The following is a 16,932-nucleotide window of genomic DNA, read 5'->3' as shown; positions in this document are numbered from 1 at the left end:
GCTCCTTATCTTTAGTATCTGGCCAGCCTTGCAACGCTGATGCTGCAGGGCTGGCTAATCTGTTCTAAAACTGTTCTGCGGCTAACCCATACAAAGGTTCGCTACCGGCTTTAATGCTGGTTTCGAGGCTGAGCGTGCGCGGCAACATACGGCTGAAATAAAAGTCAGCAGTGGCCAGTTTGGCGCTATAAAAATCGGGCTCTTGTGCATGGTTTTTTTGCGCTGCGGTGGCCATCCGCGACCACATCCACGCGTAAGCCACATAGCCAAACAGGTGCAGGTATTCAACCGAGGCTGCGCCCACTTCGTTCTTGTCGTCGGCAGCTTTTTCTAGCAACCATTGGCTGACGCTTTCTAAACGTGCGACTGCCGATAGCACTTCTGCGCTGTATAAAGTCTCTGGCTGGCTGGCCTGCTCACGAATCCGCTGAGTAAAGGCGGTTAAGTATTCGCCGCGGTTGGCAACGATTTTACGCCCCACTAAATCCAGCGCTTGAATGCCATTGGTGCCTTCATAGATTTGTGCAATACGCACATCGCGGACCAATTGCTCTTGGCCCCACTCGCGCACATAGCCATGACCGCCAAACACTTGCTGGCCGTGGATACAGCTTTCTAAACCGGTATCAGTGAAAAATGCTTTAGTCACCGGCGTGAGTAATGCGACTAAATCTTGCGCTTGCTCAGCCAATACGGGGTCAGGGCTGAATTTGGCAATATCCAATTGTTTACCAACATAACAAGCAAAGGCGCGGCTGCCTTCCGTCATGCTTTTCATGGTCAGCAGCATACGGCGCACATCGGCATGCACGATAATGGGGTCGGCAGTTTGTTCGGGGTTTTGCACCCCAGTGGCTGCGCGGCTTTGAATCCGTTCGCGGGCATAGTCGGCAGCCCGTTGGTACGAGGTTTCTGCGCAGCCAATGCCCTGAATACCAATGGATAAACGCTCGTAGTTCATCATGGTAAACATTGCTGCGAGGCCTTTATTTGGCTCGCCAACTAAGTAACCTTTGGCGTCATCAAAGTTCATCACGCAGGTGGCGGAAGCTTTGATGCCCATTTTGTGCTCGATGGAACCGCAAGTCACCGCATTGGCGTTACCGAGCGAGCCATCGGTATTGACGTTGATTTTTGGTACTAAAAATAACGAAATACCGCGAGCACCTTCGGGCGCATTCGGCAGTTTGGCCAGGACTAAGTGAATGATGTTTTCAGTCAGGTCTTGCTCGCCACCAGTAATAAATATTTTGCTACCGGTAATCTTGTAGCTGCCGTCGCTGTTTTCCGTGGCACGGGTGCGAATCAAGCCTAAGTCTGTACCGGCATGGGCTTCAGTTAAGCACATCACCCCAGCCCAACGGCCTGCATACAGTGGTGGTAAATAGGTGTTTTTCAACGCTTCGCTGGCATGGGCATCAATGGCCAAACAGGCACCTGAAGTGAGGGCAGAGTACAGGGCAAAGCTTGAATCCGCAGCGTAGAGCATTTCTTCAAACTGCACCGAGAGCATTTTGGGCATGCCCATGCCGCCATAGGCAGGATTACCGGATAAGCCGACCCAGCCGCCTTCAATGTAAGTGTTGTAAGCCTCTTTAAAACCATCGGGCGTAGTGACGATGCCATTGTCCCACTGCGCGCCTTGTTCATCGCCATTGCGGCTCAGTGGTGCGATCAGTTGGCCGGTCACTTTGGCGGCTTCTTCTAAAATGGCATCGGCGGTTTCGCTATCCACGGTTTCTTGCAGTTGCGGTAATTGCGCCCAAACCTCTGAGGCATTAAAAACTTCGTGCAGGACAAAGCGTAAGTCGCGCAAAGGGGCGTTGTAGTCAGACATAAACTATCCTATTGGGTTGTGGTAGCTGCTGTTTGAAGCCAGCTACCAAAGGCAGGTGAGCGATTATTCTTCAGGTTTTGTTTCTGTTGTTTGGGCAGGAGGAATGGTGGTGAATTTCAGTAAATGGGTGCGTTCAATTAACAAGTACAGCACTGCACCGGCCGCTAAACCCCAACCTGCACCATATACCGCCAGCACTACGCCCATGGTTCCGGCAATGCCGCGCTCGGTGTTGTTATTGAGCTGTTCAAAACCCACCATCAAGCAAATATAGCCGGTGAGGACCAAGGTCAGTGATAAGGCAATTGGCAGCACCGGCTGGAAAAAGGTCACTAACGGCAGCATAAATAGGGCAAGGAAACCGGTGATCCAAAAAGTACCGCCACCGCTATAGATCGACTCCATGGCTTTGCGGCCGTACTTATAACGCTCGGCCATGGTTGCGGCAACGGCTGTCCACAGCGGACCAGCCAAACCAGGGTAGGGCGCAAAGAAAGCATGAATGGCGTTACGCAGTGCGGTAACGAGGTGTACACGGTCTATGTTGTTTTCGATTTTTTCATCGGTGCGCAACTCATCGGCACGTTGCATCAAAGACTGACCGACAATGATGTCACCAAAGGCGATGATGTAAGCAATTACCGCGGTAGGTATGGCCAGCATAAAGACCTTGGCATCAGGGAAGCCCAGGGTAAATGGCAGGTAGTTCCACATCTCAGAGAAGGCTGGTGCAGTAATACCAAAGCGCACATCCGGCATACTGTATTCACCCACTGCGATACCGGTAAAAATAGCGATCAGCATGCCGGGTACCATGCCGTAGTTGACTATTTTACGGGCAATGGGCAAGCGATCCGTGAGGCCGCGAAAAGACACGGAGAACATCAGATACAAACACACCAAGCTGCCGATCACTAACGAGATAGGCGTGTTAGCTAGACGCCCGCCCGCATCAATCTCACCAATTAAAGCCGCGATACCTGCGCCAATAATGATGCCGCCTTTCATTGAGTTGGGAATAATACGCACTAAAGCGCTGCCCAGCCGAGTGATGCCAAGGACAAGGAAAACTACAAAGACCAGAAACTGCAGAGCAAACAAAGCTTGAATCGCTTCTGGGCCTGGCTCGTAATCACCGAGGAACAGCAATACCACAGGGATACCCGGGGTAATCCAGCCCGGCACAAAAGGCACACCTAGCAGCGCCGGCAGCATAAAGCCAATACCACAGACAGTGACATAGGCCAGAGCCACGTCGTAGGGCAAGCCTAAGTATTTTTCTAACAGCGGAATCATGCCCAGACTGACCACAAACATGATCAGGGCTTGGAACATTTCTGCGGTTTCCCAGCGGTAGTGGATAAACGGCAGGCGTACTTTAAACGGGCCTGCTGGCCAATAAGGTTGTTCTTCACCGTCTTTACGTTGATAAAGTTGCATAGTTAAAGCCTCTTAAGAGACCTGTGCCGCGACCTTGATCAAGTGTGAGACTGCACAGGTTTAGTTTTATTGTTGTTGTAAGTGCAGGTTTTTTAACCTGTTGTTATAGCGCTTTAGCGTTTTCACGCAGGACGAATTTTTGGATTTTTCCCGTTGAGGTTTTTGGCAGTTGGGTAAATACCACGGTTTTTGGCACTTTAAATGCGGCTAAATGCTCGCGGCAAAAACTCATAATGGCTTCCGCGGTGATATGTTCTTGGCCGGCTTTTAACGCAATAAAGGCGCAAGGAGTTTCGCCCCAATGAGTATCTGGACGCGCCACCACTGCTGCTTCTAATACTGCAGGGTGGTGATAGAGCACGCCTTCCACTTCAATGGTGGAGATGTTTTCGCCACCAGAAATGATGATATCTTTGGAGCGGTCTTTAATTTCCACATAACCATCGGCATGCCATACGGCTAAGTCACCGGTATGGAACCAGCCGCCCTCAAAAGCTTCGTGGGTGGCCGTTGGGTTTTTCAGGTAGCCCTTCATCACGGTATTGCCGCGCATAAAGATTTCGCCGATGGTTTGCCCGTCTTTTGGGGTTGGCGCGAGTGTTTTCGGGTCAGCAACCATGACCCCTTCTAGGGTTGGGTAACGCACACCTTGGCGGGATTTAATCACTGCTTTCTCTTCTAAAGGCAGGTCATTCCACTCTTCATGCCATGCGCACAAGGTGACTGGGCCGTAGACTTCAGTCAGGCCGTAGACGTGGGTGACTTCAATGCCCATGGCTTCCACCGCACCAATGACTTGTGCTGGCGGCGCGGCACCGGCCACCATCGCTTTAACTGGGTGTTCAATCGCCGCTTTGGCTTCGGCGGGCATATTAACTAAGGCTTGCAGCACAATAGGCGCACTGCACATATGGGTGACTTGCTCATCGCGAATCAAATTGAGCACTTTTTGTGGATCGACGCGGCGTAAAAATACATGCACACCAGCCAAGGCCGTAATGGTCCAGGGGTAGCACCAGCCGTTGCAATGAAACATCGGCAAGGTCCACAAATACACCGGATGATTACCCATGGCCCACGTCATTTGGTTGCCCATGGAATTAAGGAATGCGCCGCGGTGGTGGTACACCACACCTTTGGGATTACCGGTGGTGCCGGAGGTGTAATTGAGCGCAATGGCTTGCCATTCATCGTCTGGCCACTGCCAGGCAAACTCAGGATCACCTTCGGCTAAGAACGCTTCATAATCCAAGTCACTGACGGGCTTGCCCTCACCGTACTCTGGGTCATTGACGTCAATAATTAAGGGAGGGTGTTCCAACATGCGGCAGGCGGTTTGCGCTACATCGCAAAACTCACGGTCCACCACTAAGACTTTGGCTTCACCGTGTTGCAGCATAAAGCTAATGGCTTCTGCGTCGAGGCGCACATTGAGGGTGTTAATGACTGCGCCAATCATTGGCACGGCAAAGTGCAGTTCGAGCATTTCTGGAATATTGGGCAGCATCACCGCCACTGTATCGTCTTTGCCGATACCACGATTAGTCAGCGCAGAAGCCAGCTTGCGACAGCGGGTATAGGTTTGTGCCCAAGTACGACGAATGGAGCCGTGGACGACTGCCGGGTAGTTTGGATAAATTGCAGCGGTGCGCTCAATAAAACTGAGTGGGCTGAGGGCCACGTGATTGACTGGGTTGCGGGCAAGGCCTTGTTCATAGATCGACATATTTAACACCTGTGGCTTATTGTTAGCTCTAGCCGTTAACTGATATAGAGTTATACGGTTGGTTTGTGTCTATGTTATAGGCTTTGTCTTTTTGCAATGGTAGATAAACTATAGTCATATAGTGCTTTTACTATATTGTTTAGGGTTGTGTATGGCTGGGAAAGGTAATCAAGCGCTGCAACTGCAGTTGTTACAGCGTTTGCTAAGCGAAAAACAGCCACTGGCTGAGTGCGCGCGTGCCTTGCAAGCAGTGCTGAGTGCGGACCCGCAGGTGCGTTCGGTGTGGTATTTCACTTGGCAGCAGCAGGCGGGTATTTACAGCCCAGAAGGCGATGTTCGCGGCTGGCCACCTGGCCCTGGAGACTTGCAAAACGTTAGCGATCAGCACTTATTTACTGCCTTGCAAGCGCAGTCGCAGCTCAGTATTGCGCAGGCCAGCAACATCGATTGCTGGTTAGTCAAACGTATGCTGCGGGCTGGGGTTTGCTATGGCGTGGTGGCAAGTTTGCCGCTGTACCCAGAGCAACCAGGGCTGGTGGTGATTGAGCTGCAGCAGAGTGCACCAGAGTGTGCACTCGACAGTGTGCTGGCGGTGCTTGCTGCATGGTTGCGCTGTGCGCAGGCTGAAGCACGCCCCGTGGAATTATTAGCCAGTGATCCACATCCAGCTTTGTGGGTTGACGGGCGAGCGCATTTGCTTGAGGTGAATAAAACTGCAGCAGCTTTATTTGGGCCGCATATTGGCGAGCAACTGCTGCAAGCTTTACCGAATAACCATCAGCATTTAGTGCGCAGTTGTTTAACTCAACAGCGGGTGATTGAAGATGTACCGGCGCAGTTTGCTCAGCGTACTTTTGTTTGGAGTTATATTCCCAGCCCAGAGCAGCAGCGTATTTTAGTGCGTGGCCGCGATATCACTGAGCAAGCAGAGCAACTGCACAATGCCGCGCAGTCTTCGCGTCTATATCGCTTAATCACTGAAAACACTACCGATCTGATTTCACGACACACGCCAGATGGCCGTTTTATTAGCGCCTCACCCGCTTCTTGGCGCTTACTGGGTTATTGGCCTGAAGAGCTACAGGGCATGCGTTGTCAGGCGTTGCTGCATGAAAAAGGTGTGCTGCTGGTGGAGCAGCGAGCAAAAAACGCGTTAGCCGAAGACGGTTATCACACCATGAGTTTGCGAGTGCGTCACCGGGCTGGGCATTATCTGTGGTTTGAAACTGCCAGCCGCGCAATTCGTGAAACCTATACAGGGGCGATTGTTGAAGTTATCAGTGTGTCGCGCGATATCACTGCACGGGTGCAAGCGGAAGAGAATCGCCGCCGCCTTGCGGAAGTGGTTGAGGTCAATACTGATTTGGTTTTATTTGTTGATCCCAACGGCTTGATTCGTTGGATGAATCCATCGGCGCGGCGCTCTTTACAGGCGGGAGAATCGCAGCATTCGATGCAGCTGGCTGATGTGGTCAGTGCTGCTACCTTGGCTGAACTTACACAGCAGGGCTGGCAAGCTGCTGACGCACAGGGCGGTTGGAGTTGTGAAGCACGTTTTCAGCCTTATGGTCATTTAGCTTCATTTCCGGTTTCTTTAGTCTTGCTGGCGCATACGCTGGCAGGCGGTGAGCGTTATTATTCGCTCGTGGCGCGCAATATGGCAGAGCGAGAGTTACGCGAAGCACAGCACCGTAAACATCAAGAAGAGCTGGCCCATACCACACGTTTAATTACCTTAGGGGAATTGACCTCAGGCATTGCCCATGAGATTAATCAGCCCTTGGCCGCGGTGATAAATTATGCCAGCGCCAGTTTGCGCTATTTACAAACGGTGCAAGAGCAATCGCTGCCGGTCGAGCGTGTGGCGCAAGGTTTAGAGCGCATCACCGAGCATGCCAACCATGCCGCGCAAGTGATTAAGCGTTTGCGTGCATTTTTACGTAAAGAGCCGCGGCGGGTCGAGGCATTGAATATTGCCGAAGTTTTGCAAGACGCGGTGCAATTATGTGCCTGGGAGGCAAGCAGTGCGCGGGTTACTATTGAGCAACAGCTGTTATCGGAGTTGCCGTTGGTGTACGCCGACCGAGTTTTATTAGAGCAAGTGCTGCTCAATGTGTTGCGCAATGCGCTGGAAGCCAATCGTGAGCAGCATCAGGATGGGTCACGGATTTTAGTGACCGCAGAGCAACAAGCTGAGTGTGTGTATATTAAGGTGCATGATCAGGGTGCGGGTGCAAGTTCAGAGCAGTTGGAGCAACTGTTCACCCCGTTTTATACCAGTAAAGCTGAAGGCTTGGGCTTGGGTTTATCCATGAGTCGCAGCATTGTCGAGGGCTTTGGTGGTGCATTAGAGGCAGAAGCAGGAGTGTTAGGCGGCTTGTGTTTAGTGTGTTGCTTACCGATACGTGGCCGCAATGATGAGCGAGCTACAGTTGAAGCATAAATAATTATAAGGGCTTTACTGTGAGTGCAAAATATAGCGTGTATGTGGTTGATGATGACCAAGGAATCTTAGACTCAACTGTATGGTTATTAGAGTCCATTGGTTTGTGTGCAATACCCTTTACCAGTGGTCAGGCGTTTCTTGATGCGCTGCCCCAGAGCACTCGAGCCTGCGTTATTTTAGATGTGCGCATGCCGGGGATGGGGGGGCTTAATGTGCAAGAAGCCTTGCGGGCTAAAGGCGTGGATTTACCTATTATTTTTGTCAGTGGCCATGCCGATGTACCCATAGTGGTGCGTGCGTTCCGTGCCGGTGCGGTGGACTTCATTGAAAAGCCCTATAACGAACAACTGTTGCTCGATAGCGTGCAGCAGGCACTAAGCCGTTTTAATGCAGAGCCTGAAGAAAGTATCTTGCAGGCTGTATTGCAGCGCTTAGACAGTCTTACCCCGCGCGAGCGCGATGTGTTGCTGCCTTTGGTGCAAGGCTATACCAATCGCGAGGTTGCCGAGCAGCTTGGGATCAGTGTGAAAACAGTGGATTTATACCGCTCGCGGGTGATGAAACATATGCAGGCGCAAACCTTGCCAGACTTAGTTGGTATGGTGATTGCGGCTGGTTTGCTGGACCCTTTAGCCTTGCGCGGGGCCACAGAGGCGTAGCCCAGCGCGGTTTAGTTTGACTGCCGAGCTTGCTCCACGTAATCGTGTAACGCTTGCTGGCGCGCTTGCGTCAAGGCTTGGCCAAGCTCCGCACCTTGTAGGCCTTGTTCCAGTAGCGGTTTAACATCCACAGCACGCACCACTGCTGCTGCTTGGTGTAGATACTCAGCCTGTGGATACTCTCGATCTTCGAAGCCTAACCGTCCGCGCGAATCCATTTCGCTGGCGGCAATAAAATCAGCAAAACGCTGTGGGCGACGCATGATATCGAATGTCATTAATAATTTTAATAAGGTTGCTGGACGTAGCTCTAAGGCTCTATGCGCATGGGTGTGATATTCACCGACTAAAAAGGCTAACTGCGCGCAGTCATTGGGCACTTTAAGCCGCTTATTAACTTTTTTAATCAGTGCTAAACCGCGGGTTTCATGGCCAATATGCCGAGGCCACTGGGCAGGGTCGGTCGTACCTTTACCTAAGTCATGCAGCAAGCAAGCCCAGCGTACATTAAGCGGCTGAGCAAAGCGTACGCACTGTTGCAACACGCTCATAATATGCACGCCCGTATCAATTTCTGGGTGGTGCTCTTCAGGTTGCGGTACACCAAACAACGCATCCACTTCTGGCAACAAGGCTTTTAATGCACCGCAATCACGCAGCACAGTAATAAACACCTCTGGATTGTCTTCCATTAAAGCACGGGCAAATTCTTGCCAAATACGCTCAGCGGTTAAGTATTGTAGTTCGCCTGAAGCAGAGAGCTGACGCATTAACGCCATGGTTTCCGTTGCCACCCTAAAGCCTAAATAAGCATAGCGAGCAGCAAAACGCGCAACCCGCAATATGCGCAGGGGATCTTCGGCAAAAGCTGGTGAAACATGGCGCAATACTCGGTTGGCAAGATCAGTTTGGCCGCCATAGGGGTCATATAAGGTGCCGTCATCTGCTTGCGCCATAGCGTTCACCGTTAGGTCGCGGCGCAATAAGTCTTCTTCTAAGGTTACGCTAGGGCTGGTATGGAAGGTAAAGCCGCCGTAGCCGTGGCCGCTCTTGCGCTCCGTGCGTGCCAAGGCATACTCCTCAGCGCTTTCTGGATGCAGAAATACAGGGAAATCATCACCCACTGGGCGAAAACCTTGTGCGCGCATTTGCTCTGGCGTGGCACCTACTACCACCCAGTCAATATCTTTCACTGTGCGGCCTAAAAGTTGATCGCGAACTGCGCCACCGACCTTGAAAATTTGCATACAGGGACGTACCTTAGCTAGACATAACCACAAGGATACCGCGCACTGCGGTTCTTTGCTGGCTTGTGGGTTGCGTTGTTAATTCTGTGAGTGAGTCAGGCCAATAATTATATAGGGTGCTGGCCGCGAACTTTGCATTCTGAGTGTTTGATTGTGTGCTATAGAAAACGGGCTGATAACTTTTAGCTATCGAGTCTATGATATCAATCAATTATGCCTAAGAGTGTAAATGACCTAGTATTAATAGCGTAAGTTCTTAACCACTTAAAGGAATTATTTAATGTCTTATATTAATAGCGAAGTTAAACCGTTTAACGCAACAGCTTTTCACAATGGCGAGTTCATCGAAGTCAGCGAAGCAGACTTGAAAGGTAAGTGGTCTGTGGTGTTTTTCTACCCAGCAGACTTTACCTTTGTTTGCCCAACTGAGCTTGGCGACTTAGCTGACAACTACGAAACCTTCAAAAAGCTTGGCGTAGAAATCTACTCAGTATCCACTGACACCCACTTTACCCACAAAGCGTGGCACGATACTTCAGAAGAAATCGGCAAGATCCAGTACCCAATGATTGGTGACCCAACTGGTCAAATCACCCGCAACTTTGGTGTGATGATTGAAGAAGCTGGCCTGGCAGATCGCGGTACATTTGTAATCGATCCAGAGGGTAAAATCCAGATCGTTGAAATCAACGCTGGTGGTGTTGGCCGTGACGCACAAGAGTTACTGCGTAAAGTTAAAGCAGCACAGTACGTTGCCGCTCACCCAGGTGAAGTGTGCCCAGCTAAGTGGAAAGAAGGTGAAGCAACTCTGTCTCCTTCACTAGACTTAGTAGGTAAAATCTAAGGATCACTCCTTGCTTTTTATCTCTGCTTGCTAGGTTGTGATCCAACTCCGTAAGCCCGACGCCCGGGCACACACTGCCCGGGCGTTTTATTTTTAAAAATCAGATTTTGGAGCATATTGATCATGTTGGACGCTAATTTAAAAGCACAATTACAAGCTTACCTAGAAAAGGTGACGCAGCCTTTCGAGATCGTTGCGTCCCTTGATAATGGAACCAAATCCACCGAATTAAAAAACTTGCTGGAAGAAATTGCCAGCATGAGTGACAAAATCACCTTACGCACTGACGGTGATGATGCACGTAAACCTTCGTTTTCTTTAAACCGTATTAATGGAGAGATCAGCTTACGTTTTGCTGGTATCCCAATGGGCCACGAGTTCACTTCGTTGGTGTTGGCGCTGCTACAAGTCGGCGGACACCCATCTAAATTATCGCAAGAAGTGATTGAGCAAATCGCTCAGCTGGAAGGCAGCTATAGTTTTGAGACGTATTTTTCACTGTCCTGCCAGAACTGCCCAGATGTAGTACAAGCACTGAACCTAATGGCTGTGCTCAACCCAAATATCCGCCACGTTGCCATTGATGGCGCACTCTTCCAAGACGAAGTTGAAGAGCGCCAGGTGATGTCGGTACCGATGATTTTCCTCAACGGTGAAATGTTTGGCCAAGGCCGCATGGATGTTGAAGAGATTCTCGCTAAAGTTGACACCGGTAGCGCAGAGCGTGACGCGGCGAAGATGAATGAGAAAGACGCCTTTGATGTATTGGTCATTGGTGGTGGCCCAGCCGGTGCTGCAGCCTCTATTTACTCGGCGCGTAAAGGTATTCGTACCGGTATTGCTGCGCAGCGTTTTGGTGGCCAAGTCTTGGATACTATGTCGATTGAGAACTTTATTTCAGTCACCGAAACAGAAGGTCCAAAATTGGTGCGCGCCATGGAAGAGCATGTGCGTGAGTACGATATCGATGTGATGAACCTGCAAACGGCGAGCCGTTTAGTTCCTGCAACAGAGCAGGGTGGTTTGCATACAGTTGAGTTTGAATCCGGTGCCAGCTTAAAAGCTAAAACTGTGATCCTGTCGACCGGTGCACGCTGGCGTGAAATGAACGTCCCCGGCGAGCAAGAGTACCGTACCCGTGGTGTGGCATATTGCCCGCACTGTGATGGTCCTTTATACAAAGGTAAAGATGTTGCAGTGATTGGTGGCGGTAACTCAGGTGTTGAAGCCGCGATCGACTTAGCTGGCTTGGTGAAGCATGTCACCTTGCTTGAGTTTGCTGATACCTTACGCGCTGATGAAGTGTTGCAGAAAAAACTCAAAAGCTTGCCAAACGTTACGGTGATCAAGAGCGCTATGACCACTGAAGTGGTAGGTGACGGCAGTAAAGTAACAGGCTTGATCTACCAAGATCGCAACACTGAAGAAAGCCATACGGTGAATCTGGATGGTATCTTTGTGCAGATTGGTTTGTTGCCGAATACTGAGTGGCTGAAAGACTCGGTTGCCTTGTCTAAGCACGGCGAAATCGAAATCGACGCCCGCTGCGCAACTAACATCCCCGGCGTGTTTGCTGCAGGTGACGTCACAACTGTACCTTACAAGCAAATCGTCATTGCCATGGGCGAAGGCTCAAAAGCGTCATTGAGTGCTTTTGATCACATTATTCGCTCGTAAGCGCAACATAGGACAAGGCCTAAATAAACCTTAGGCCGCTGTAAAACAAAACGCCCACTGCAATTGAATGCAGCGGGCGTTTTTTATTGGCTCATTAGCTGAGTATTAAAATATTGTTTAGCTTTTGGTTCTAGCTTCAGTCAATCATGCTGCTTGCCGCGAGCTGTCGTTTTTAATCAACAGCTACTTGAGCTACTGTGATTCGGAGTTCGTGGCTCAAGTTGCGTTTTGCTCTGACTTTTCTACACATATTTAATTACGTGTTGGTGCATGGTCGCACCGCTCATTAGGCGGTCAAATCCACTACGCCACTACAAATTGCTAAAGGGTTCGTGGCCGCTTATATTGTCAGGAGTTAAGGACTACGACCTAGATAGTGGTATTCCTGCCTATAAATCGATACCGATCACGTTGTGTGAGGCGGTTCATGTTGCTATAGGAGGCTAGCATGGAGCTAGACCCAGTCATTCTTTCGCGGCTTCAGTTCGCATTTACGATTTCTTTTCATATCGTTTTTCCTGCTTTTACTATAGGACTAGCCGCTTGGATTACCACTTTACAAGGTATGTGGTTATACACCGATAATGAAAAATATCATGACTTAGTAAAGTTCTGGATAAAGGTATTTGCCGTTTCTTTCGGTGTGGGAGTGGTAACGGGCATTATTATGACTTTCCAGTTTGGTACGAACTGGAGTAATTATGCCGAAGGGGTGGGTAATGTCGTTGCTCCACTCATTGGTTATGAGGTGCTCACCGCATTTTTCTTAGAGGCCACCTTCTTAGGGTTGATGCTCTTTGGCGCCGGTAGAGTGCCGCGCTGGCTACACTTTGTGGCCTGTGTGATCGTGGTACTCGGCACGACATTGTCAGCGTTTTGGATTTTATCCGCTAACAGCTGGATGCAGTTTCCGGCGGGTCATGAGGTTCGTGACGGCATCGCCTATCCAGTGGATTGGTTAAAAATTATTTTTAACCCCACCTTTCCCACACGTTTAGCGCACATGCTCCTGGCAGCCTATATAACCACGGCGTTTGTCGTATTGGCGGTAGGGGCGCGTTGGTTACTTAAAGGCATGGCAATAGAAAACGCTAAAACCATGATACGGATGGCACTGGGCATTTTAATTGTTCTTGTGCCCATTCAAGCTTTTGTAGGTGATGCGAGTGGTTTAAATACCTTGAAATATCAACCGGTAAAACTAGCCGCGATGGAGGCGCATTGGGGGGAGAAAGATGGTACTAAAGGTCCAATTCCTTGGGTGTTATTTGCTTGGCCTAATGAGGAGCAAGAGCGTAATGATTTCCAGGTTGCCATTCCTTATGTGGGTAGTCTTATTTTTACGCACTCTTTAGATGGCTCTATTAAAGGGCTGAAAGAGTTCTCCCCTGATTTACGTCCACCTATTGCGATTCCGTTCTTTGCTTTCCGCATTATGATTGCCATGTGGGGTGTCATGATGCTTACCATCATTACCGGTGGCGTGTTGTGGTGGCGTAAGAGTTTATTTCACTCCGAACGATTCTTACGCTTTTCCCGGTTTATATGGCCTATAGGCTTTGTCACCATTTTAGCGGGTTGGTATACCACTGAAGTGGGGCGTCAGCCATGGGTGGCTACTGGCATATTGCGTACTGTAGATGCGGTTTCACCGGCATCTGCTAGCGCAATGTTAACGTCATTGCTGTTACTTACATCATTGTATGTCGTTATCTATGGTGCAGCACTTTACTATATGAATCGTTTAATTAATGCAGGACCGGATGTCGCCCAAGACAGCAGTGCTTTTGCTGATCATGCATCCCCATTAAGGCCTATGTCGGCAGCACAAGAAGCAGGTCGTAAGGCCATGCGTGTAGAGGACTAGTACGATGCACAGTTTATGGTTTGATTATCACTTGCCTGTTATCTGGGCCTTACTGCTTAGCGTAGTGGTCCTGCTTTATGTCGTGCTGGATGGGTTTGACCTGGGGATGGGAATACTATTTCCTTGGGTGAAAGACGAAGAGCAGCGTGATCGAATGATGAATTCAATCGCTCCTTTTTGGGATGGCAACGAAACTTGGTTGGTTCTTGCTGGAGGCAGTTTATGGATTGCTTTCCCTAAGGCTTACGCCATCATTCTGCCCGCCCTTTATCTGCCCATTTTAATCATGTTTATGGGGTTAATATGCCGAGGAGTGTCTTTTGAATTTAGGTTTATTTCCAAACCTAAGCAAAAGAAATGGGACTTTGCTTTTTCTGCAGGTTCCATTGTCGCTGCCTTCTGTCAGGGTGTAGTGCTTGGTACTGTTATTCATGGAATTGAAGTAGTTGACGGTAAGTTTGCTGGTGGCCCGCTTGATTGGGCCCATCCATTTGCCTTGATGTGTGGGTTAGGGGTAGTGGCGGGTTATGCATTATTAGGCGCGTTTTGGCTGATGCTGCGCACGGATGGCGCTCTACGCTTACGTGCTAAGCAGCTTGCTATGCCGGCATTAATTATCTTATTCGCGTTTCTTCTTGGGGCTGCGATATGGACACCACTGGCTGTGCCTAGCATTAATACGCGTTGGTTTGACTCTGCCGCATTGAATTATATCTGGGTGCTGCCGCTATTGGTCCTTGCTTTGGTTTGGTGGGCTTTCAGTGCTATTAAGAAAGGCCGTGGTGGGCAGGGCTTTGCGGCAACGGTATTTATTTTTATCTTTAGTTTTGTGGGGATTGCCGTTTCTATTTTTCCTTACTTAGTGCCACCTGCGCTTACCTTATGGGAGGCTTCTATTTCCCCAGAGAGTCAGCTCTTTATGCTTTTAGGTGTTATGCCGTTAGTTCCACTTATCTTGGCCTATACAGCATTCATTTATTGGACTTTCCGCGGCAAGGTTAAAACGGGCGATACGTATTACTGATTTATGTGATTATTGCTTCTGTGTATCTACTAGCGGATGGCACGAATGACTGCGTTGTTGTTAACCAAGCATGTACAATTTTTCGAGAGTTTTATGACTAAGAAAACACTAGCCTTTGCATACGAAAAAGAAACCAAAAACAGTGTGCGCTACAAGGAAGTCCCTGAGGAGGGGACAGCGCCTATTGTGGGCACTTTGTATGTGCAAAAGTGGTTTGCAGGTGAGAGTAAATCGATTGAGCTCACCATCGACAAAAAAGACTAGTCACTAAAACCAAGCAATCATTAGCCAGCGCTGCAGCTCTTAGCACGCTGACGCCACCACACTCGCAGGCCCCATTTTAGCTTTACACTTTTCTCATAAGCTCGTATATTCGTTTTATCATATATATGGTTTGGCGTATAAGCTTCTTTGCTTGGCGCTCAGCCCTTATTTCACCGTCTTTATTTAGGGCTTCTTTATGCAGCTTGCGCCGACTGATGTGTTTAAAAGTCTTGCCGATGATACGCGGCTGCGGATTACGTTATTAATTGCCAGCGCTGATGAGCTCTGTGTCTGTGAGTTGACTGAAAGCTTGCAGACCAGCCAGCCGAAGATTTCCCGGCACTTATCTTTGCTGCGTAGTACAGGTTTATTGCTGGATCGCCGCCAAGGGCAGTGGGTGTATTACCGTTTGCATCCGCAGTTGCCGGTTTGGGTGCTGAACATTCTGCAGCAAACCCTCGCAGCGAATCAGCAGTGGTTAGCGGATGATCTGCAGCGCTTACAGGCGATGCCGCGTGGGCCGCTCAACCAACCTGTGTGTAACTAAACCCTTTCAACTATTGCCACGGACTGAGTGTTGCACATGCTGATCGCGTTGCTGATTTTTCTGATTACGATTGCCTTGGTTATTTGGCAGCCGCGCGGGCTTGGGGTGGGTTGGAGTGCTTCTTTTGGTGCCCTGTTGGCCTTGCTCAGCGGTGTGGTGGAGCTGGCAGATGTTGCGCTGGTTTGGCAAATTGTCTGGAATGCCACGGCCACCTTTATTGCCATTATTATTATCAGTTTACTGCTCGATGAAGCCGGTTTTTTTGAGTGGGCGGCCTTGCATGTGGCGCGTTGGGGTGGCGGCAGTGGGCGCAAATTGTTTGCTTTTATTGTGCTGTTGGGCGCGGCGGTGTCGGCGTTATTTGCCAATGATGGTGCGGCGTTAATTATTACGCCCATTGTCATCACCATGCTGCTGGCGCTGCGATTTTCTCCGGCGGCCACCTTGGCGTTTGTCATGGCCGCAGGCTTTATTGCCGATACTGCCAGCTTGCCTTTTGTTGTTTCGAATCTGGTCAATATCGTTTCGGCGGACTACTTTAATCTCAGCTTTAATGAATACGCGGCGGTGATGGTGCCAGTGAACGTTGTCAGTATCGCTGCCAGCTTGGCGATGTTGCTTTGGTTTTTCCGTAAAGACTTGCCGGCTAATTATGCTTTGAATGAACTTAAGCAACCTAAAGAAGCGATCCGAGATCACGCTACTTTTGTGGCCGGTTGGTGGGTGTTAGCTTTACTGCTGTTGGGCTTCTTTGTGATTGAACCGCTGGGCGTGCCGATCAGTGTGATTGCTGCAGTCTGTGCGTTGTTGTTGTATCTGATTGCCGCCCGTGGTCAGGTGATTAGCACCACTAAAGTGCTCAAGGAAGCGCCATGGCAAGTGGTGGTGTTTTCGTTAGGGATGTATTTGGTGGTCTACGGCTTAAAAAATGCCGGGCTCACCGATTATATTGCCCAACTGTTAAATATATTTGCCGCGCAGGGCTTGTGGACGGCGACCTTAGGCACCGGATTGCTCACGGCTGTATTGTCCTCCATCATGAATAATATGCCCACAGTGTTGGTCGGAGCGCTGTCGATAGATGCGGCTGGCGTCGATGGGGTGATTCAGCAGACGATGGTGTATGCCAATGTGATTGGTGCCGACTTGGGGCCGAAAATCACCCCAATTGGTAGCTTGGCCACACTGCTGTGGCTGCATGTGTTGGCACGGAAAAACATCAAAATCAGCTGGGGCTATTATTTTAAGGTCGGTGTAGTGCTGACGTTACCGGTGTTGCTGGTAACCCTCAGTGCTTTAGCGATTCGCTTGAGTATTTAAGCCATTACAGTTCATCTATCAAGTTATCCACAGC

General features: G+C 49.8%; 13 protein-coding genes. 9 read left to right on the top strand and 4 right to left on the bottom strand.

What is annotated here, in order from left to right; translation table 11 throughout:
* Positions 1-64 precede the first annotated feature (64 nt).
* The 3 genes from O6P33_RS00465 to O6P33_RS00455 form a co-directional block, all read right to left on the bottom strand.
* On the bottom strand, positions 65-1,837 hold the full coding sequence (locus tag O6P33_RS00465) for an acyl-CoA dehydrogenase C-terminal domain-containing protein (protein ID WP_269818304.1): 1,773 nt from the start codon (positions 1,835-1,837) through the stop codon (positions 65-67).
* 63 nt (positions 1,838-1,900) lie between these two features.
* A complete protein-coding gene (locus O6P33_RS00460; protein ID WP_269818303.1) occupies positions 1,901-3,277 on the bottom strand; it encodes a solute carrier family 23 protein in 1,377 nt (458 codons plus the stop codon).
* Positions 3,278-3,380: 103 nt separating this feature from the next.
* Positions 3,381-5,003, bottom strand: a complete 1,623-nt coding sequence (locus O6P33_RS00455; protein ID WP_269818302.1) for an acyl-CoA synthetase — start codon at positions 5,001-5,003, stop codon at positions 3,381-3,383.
* Positions 5,004-5,154: 151 nt separating this feature from the next.
* On the opposite strand from O6P33_RS00455, the gene O6P33_RS00450 reads away from it, so the two are divergent.
* Both O6P33_RS00450 and O6P33_RS00445 read left to right on the top strand, forming a co-directional pair.
* Positions 5,155-7,446 carry a PAS domain-containing sensor histidine kinase gene (locus O6P33_RS00450; RefSeq protein WP_269818301.1) on the top strand — a complete coding sequence of 764 codons (2,292 nt, stop codon included), beginning with the start codon at positions 5,155-5,157 and terminating at the stop codon, positions 7,444-7,446.
* Positions 7,447-7,466: 20 nt separating this feature from the next.
* Complete coding sequence (locus tag O6P33_RS00445) at positions 7,467-8,108, top strand: response regulator transcription factor (protein WP_269818300.1); 642 nt, start codon at positions 7,467-7,469, stop codon at positions 8,106-8,108.
* Positions 8,109-8,119: 11 nt separating this feature from the next.
* On the opposite strand, the gene O6P33_RS00440 is transcribed toward O6P33_RS00445, so the two are convergent.
* Positions 8,120-9,355, bottom strand: a complete 1,236-nt coding sequence (locus tag O6P33_RS00440; protein ID WP_269818299.1) for a multifunctional CCA addition/repair protein — start codon at positions 9,353-9,355, stop codon at positions 8,120-8,122.
* Between the two features lie 280 nt (positions 9,356-9,635).
* Between O6P33_RS00440 and ahpC the strand changes: the two genes are divergently transcribed.
* From ahpC to O6P33_RS00405, 7 genes are all read left to right on the top strand, one after another.
* Entirely contained in the window at positions 9,636-10,199 is a 564-nt protein-coding gene (ahpC, locus tag O6P33_RS00435) for an alkyl hydroperoxide reductase subunit C (protein ID WP_269818298.1), read from the top strand.
* A 123-nt stretch (positions 10,200-10,322) separates the two neighbouring features.
* On the top strand, positions 10,323-11,876 hold the full coding sequence (gene ahpF / locus O6P33_RS00430) for an alkyl hydroperoxide reductase subunit F (protein ID WP_269818297.1): 1,554 nt from the start codon (positions 10,323-10,325) through the stop codon (positions 11,874-11,876).
* A gap of 448 nt (positions 11,877-12,324) precedes the next feature.
* On the top strand, positions 12,325-13,743 hold the full coding sequence (locus tag O6P33_RS00425; protein ID WP_269818296.1) for a cytochrome ubiquinol oxidase subunit I: 1,419 nt from the start codon (positions 12,325-12,327) through the stop codon (positions 13,741-13,743).
* A 4-nt stretch (positions 13,744-13,747) separates the two neighbouring features.
* Positions 13,748-14,767, top strand: coding sequence for a cytochrome d ubiquinol oxidase subunit II (cydB, locus tag O6P33_RS00420; protein ID WP_269818295.1), 1,020 nt, complete (start codon positions 13,748-13,750; stop codon positions 14,765-14,767).
* A 93-nt stretch (positions 14,768-14,860) separates the two neighbouring features.
* Positions 14,861-15,031: a hypothetical protein gene (locus tag O6P33_RS00415; RefSeq protein ID WP_269818294.1), complete on the top strand. Its 171-nt coding sequence runs from the start codon at positions 14,861-14,863 to the stop codon at positions 15,029-15,031.
* Between the two features lie 196 nt (positions 15,032-15,227).
* Entirely contained in the window at positions 15,228-15,578 is a 351-nt protein-coding gene (locus O6P33_RS00410) for a metalloregulator ArsR/SmtB family transcription factor (protein WP_269818293.1), read from the top strand.
* 36 nt (positions 15,579-15,614) lie between these two features.
* A complete protein-coding gene (locus tag O6P33_RS00405; protein ID WP_269818292.1) occupies positions 15,615-16,898 on the top strand; it encodes an arsenic transporter in 1,284 nt (427 codons plus the stop codon).
* Positions 16,899-16,932 lie beyond the last annotated feature (34 nt).

The sequence above is a fragment of the Denitrificimonas caeni genome (assembly GCF_027498055.1).
Taxonomy (GTDB): Bacteria; Pseudomonadota; Gammaproteobacteria; order Pseudomonadales; family Pseudomonadaceae; genus Denitrificimonas.
The sequence above is the reverse complement of the archived record's forward strand: the minus strand, read 5'-3'. Positions and strand labels throughout refer to the sequence as shown.

What these genes read in the sequence shown, in the direction of transcription:
- ahpC (WP_269818298.1), top strand. Translation starts at nt 9,636, where the DNA reads ATGTCTTATATTAATAGCGAAGTTAAACCGTTTAACGCAACAGCTTTT.
- ahpF (WP_269818297.1), top strand. Translation starts at nt 10,323, where the DNA reads ATGTTGGACGCTAATTTAAAAGCACAATTACAAGCTTACCTAGAAAAG.
- O6P33_RS00410 (WP_269818293.1), top strand. Translation starts at nt 15,228, where the DNA reads ATGCAGCTTGCGCCGACTGATGTGTTTAAAAGTCTTGCCGATGATACG.
- O6P33_RS00460 (WP_269818303.1), bottom strand. Translation starts at nt 3,277, where the DNA reads ATGCAACTTTATCAACGTAAAGACGGTGAAGAACAACCTTATTGGCCA.
- O6P33_RS00465 (WP_269818304.1), bottom strand. Translation starts at nt 1,837, where the DNA reads ATGTCTGACTACAACGCCCCTTTGCGCGACTTACGCTTTGTCCTGCAC.
- O6P33_RS00455 (WP_269818302.1), bottom strand. Translation starts at nt 5,003, where the DNA reads ATGTCGATCTATGAACAAGGCCTTGCCCGCAACCCAGTCAATCACGTG.
- O6P33_RS00405 (WP_269818292.1), top strand. Translation starts at nt 15,615, where the DNA reads ATGCTGATCGCGTTGCTGATTTTTCTGATTACGATTGCCTTGGTTATT.
- O6P33_RS00440 (WP_269818299.1), bottom strand. Translation starts at nt 9,355, where the DNA reads ATGCAAATTTTCAAGGTCGGTGGCGCAGTTCGCGATCAACTTTTAGGC.
- O6P33_RS00415 (WP_269818294.1), top strand. Translation starts at nt 14,861, where the DNA reads ATGACTAAGAAAACACTAGCCTTTGCATACGAAAAAGAAACCAAAAAC.
- cydB (WP_269818295.1), top strand. Translation starts at nt 13,748, where the DNA reads ATGCACAGTTTATGGTTTGATTATCACTTGCCTGTTATCTGGGCCTTA.
- O6P33_RS00425 (WP_269818296.1), top strand. Translation starts at nt 12,325, where the DNA reads ATGGAGCTAGACCCAGTCATTCTTTCGCGGCTTCAGTTCGCATTTACG.
- O6P33_RS00450 (WP_269818301.1), top strand. Translation starts at nt 5,155, where the DNA reads ATGGCTGGGAAAGGTAATCAAGCGCTGCAACTGCAGTTGTTACAGCGT.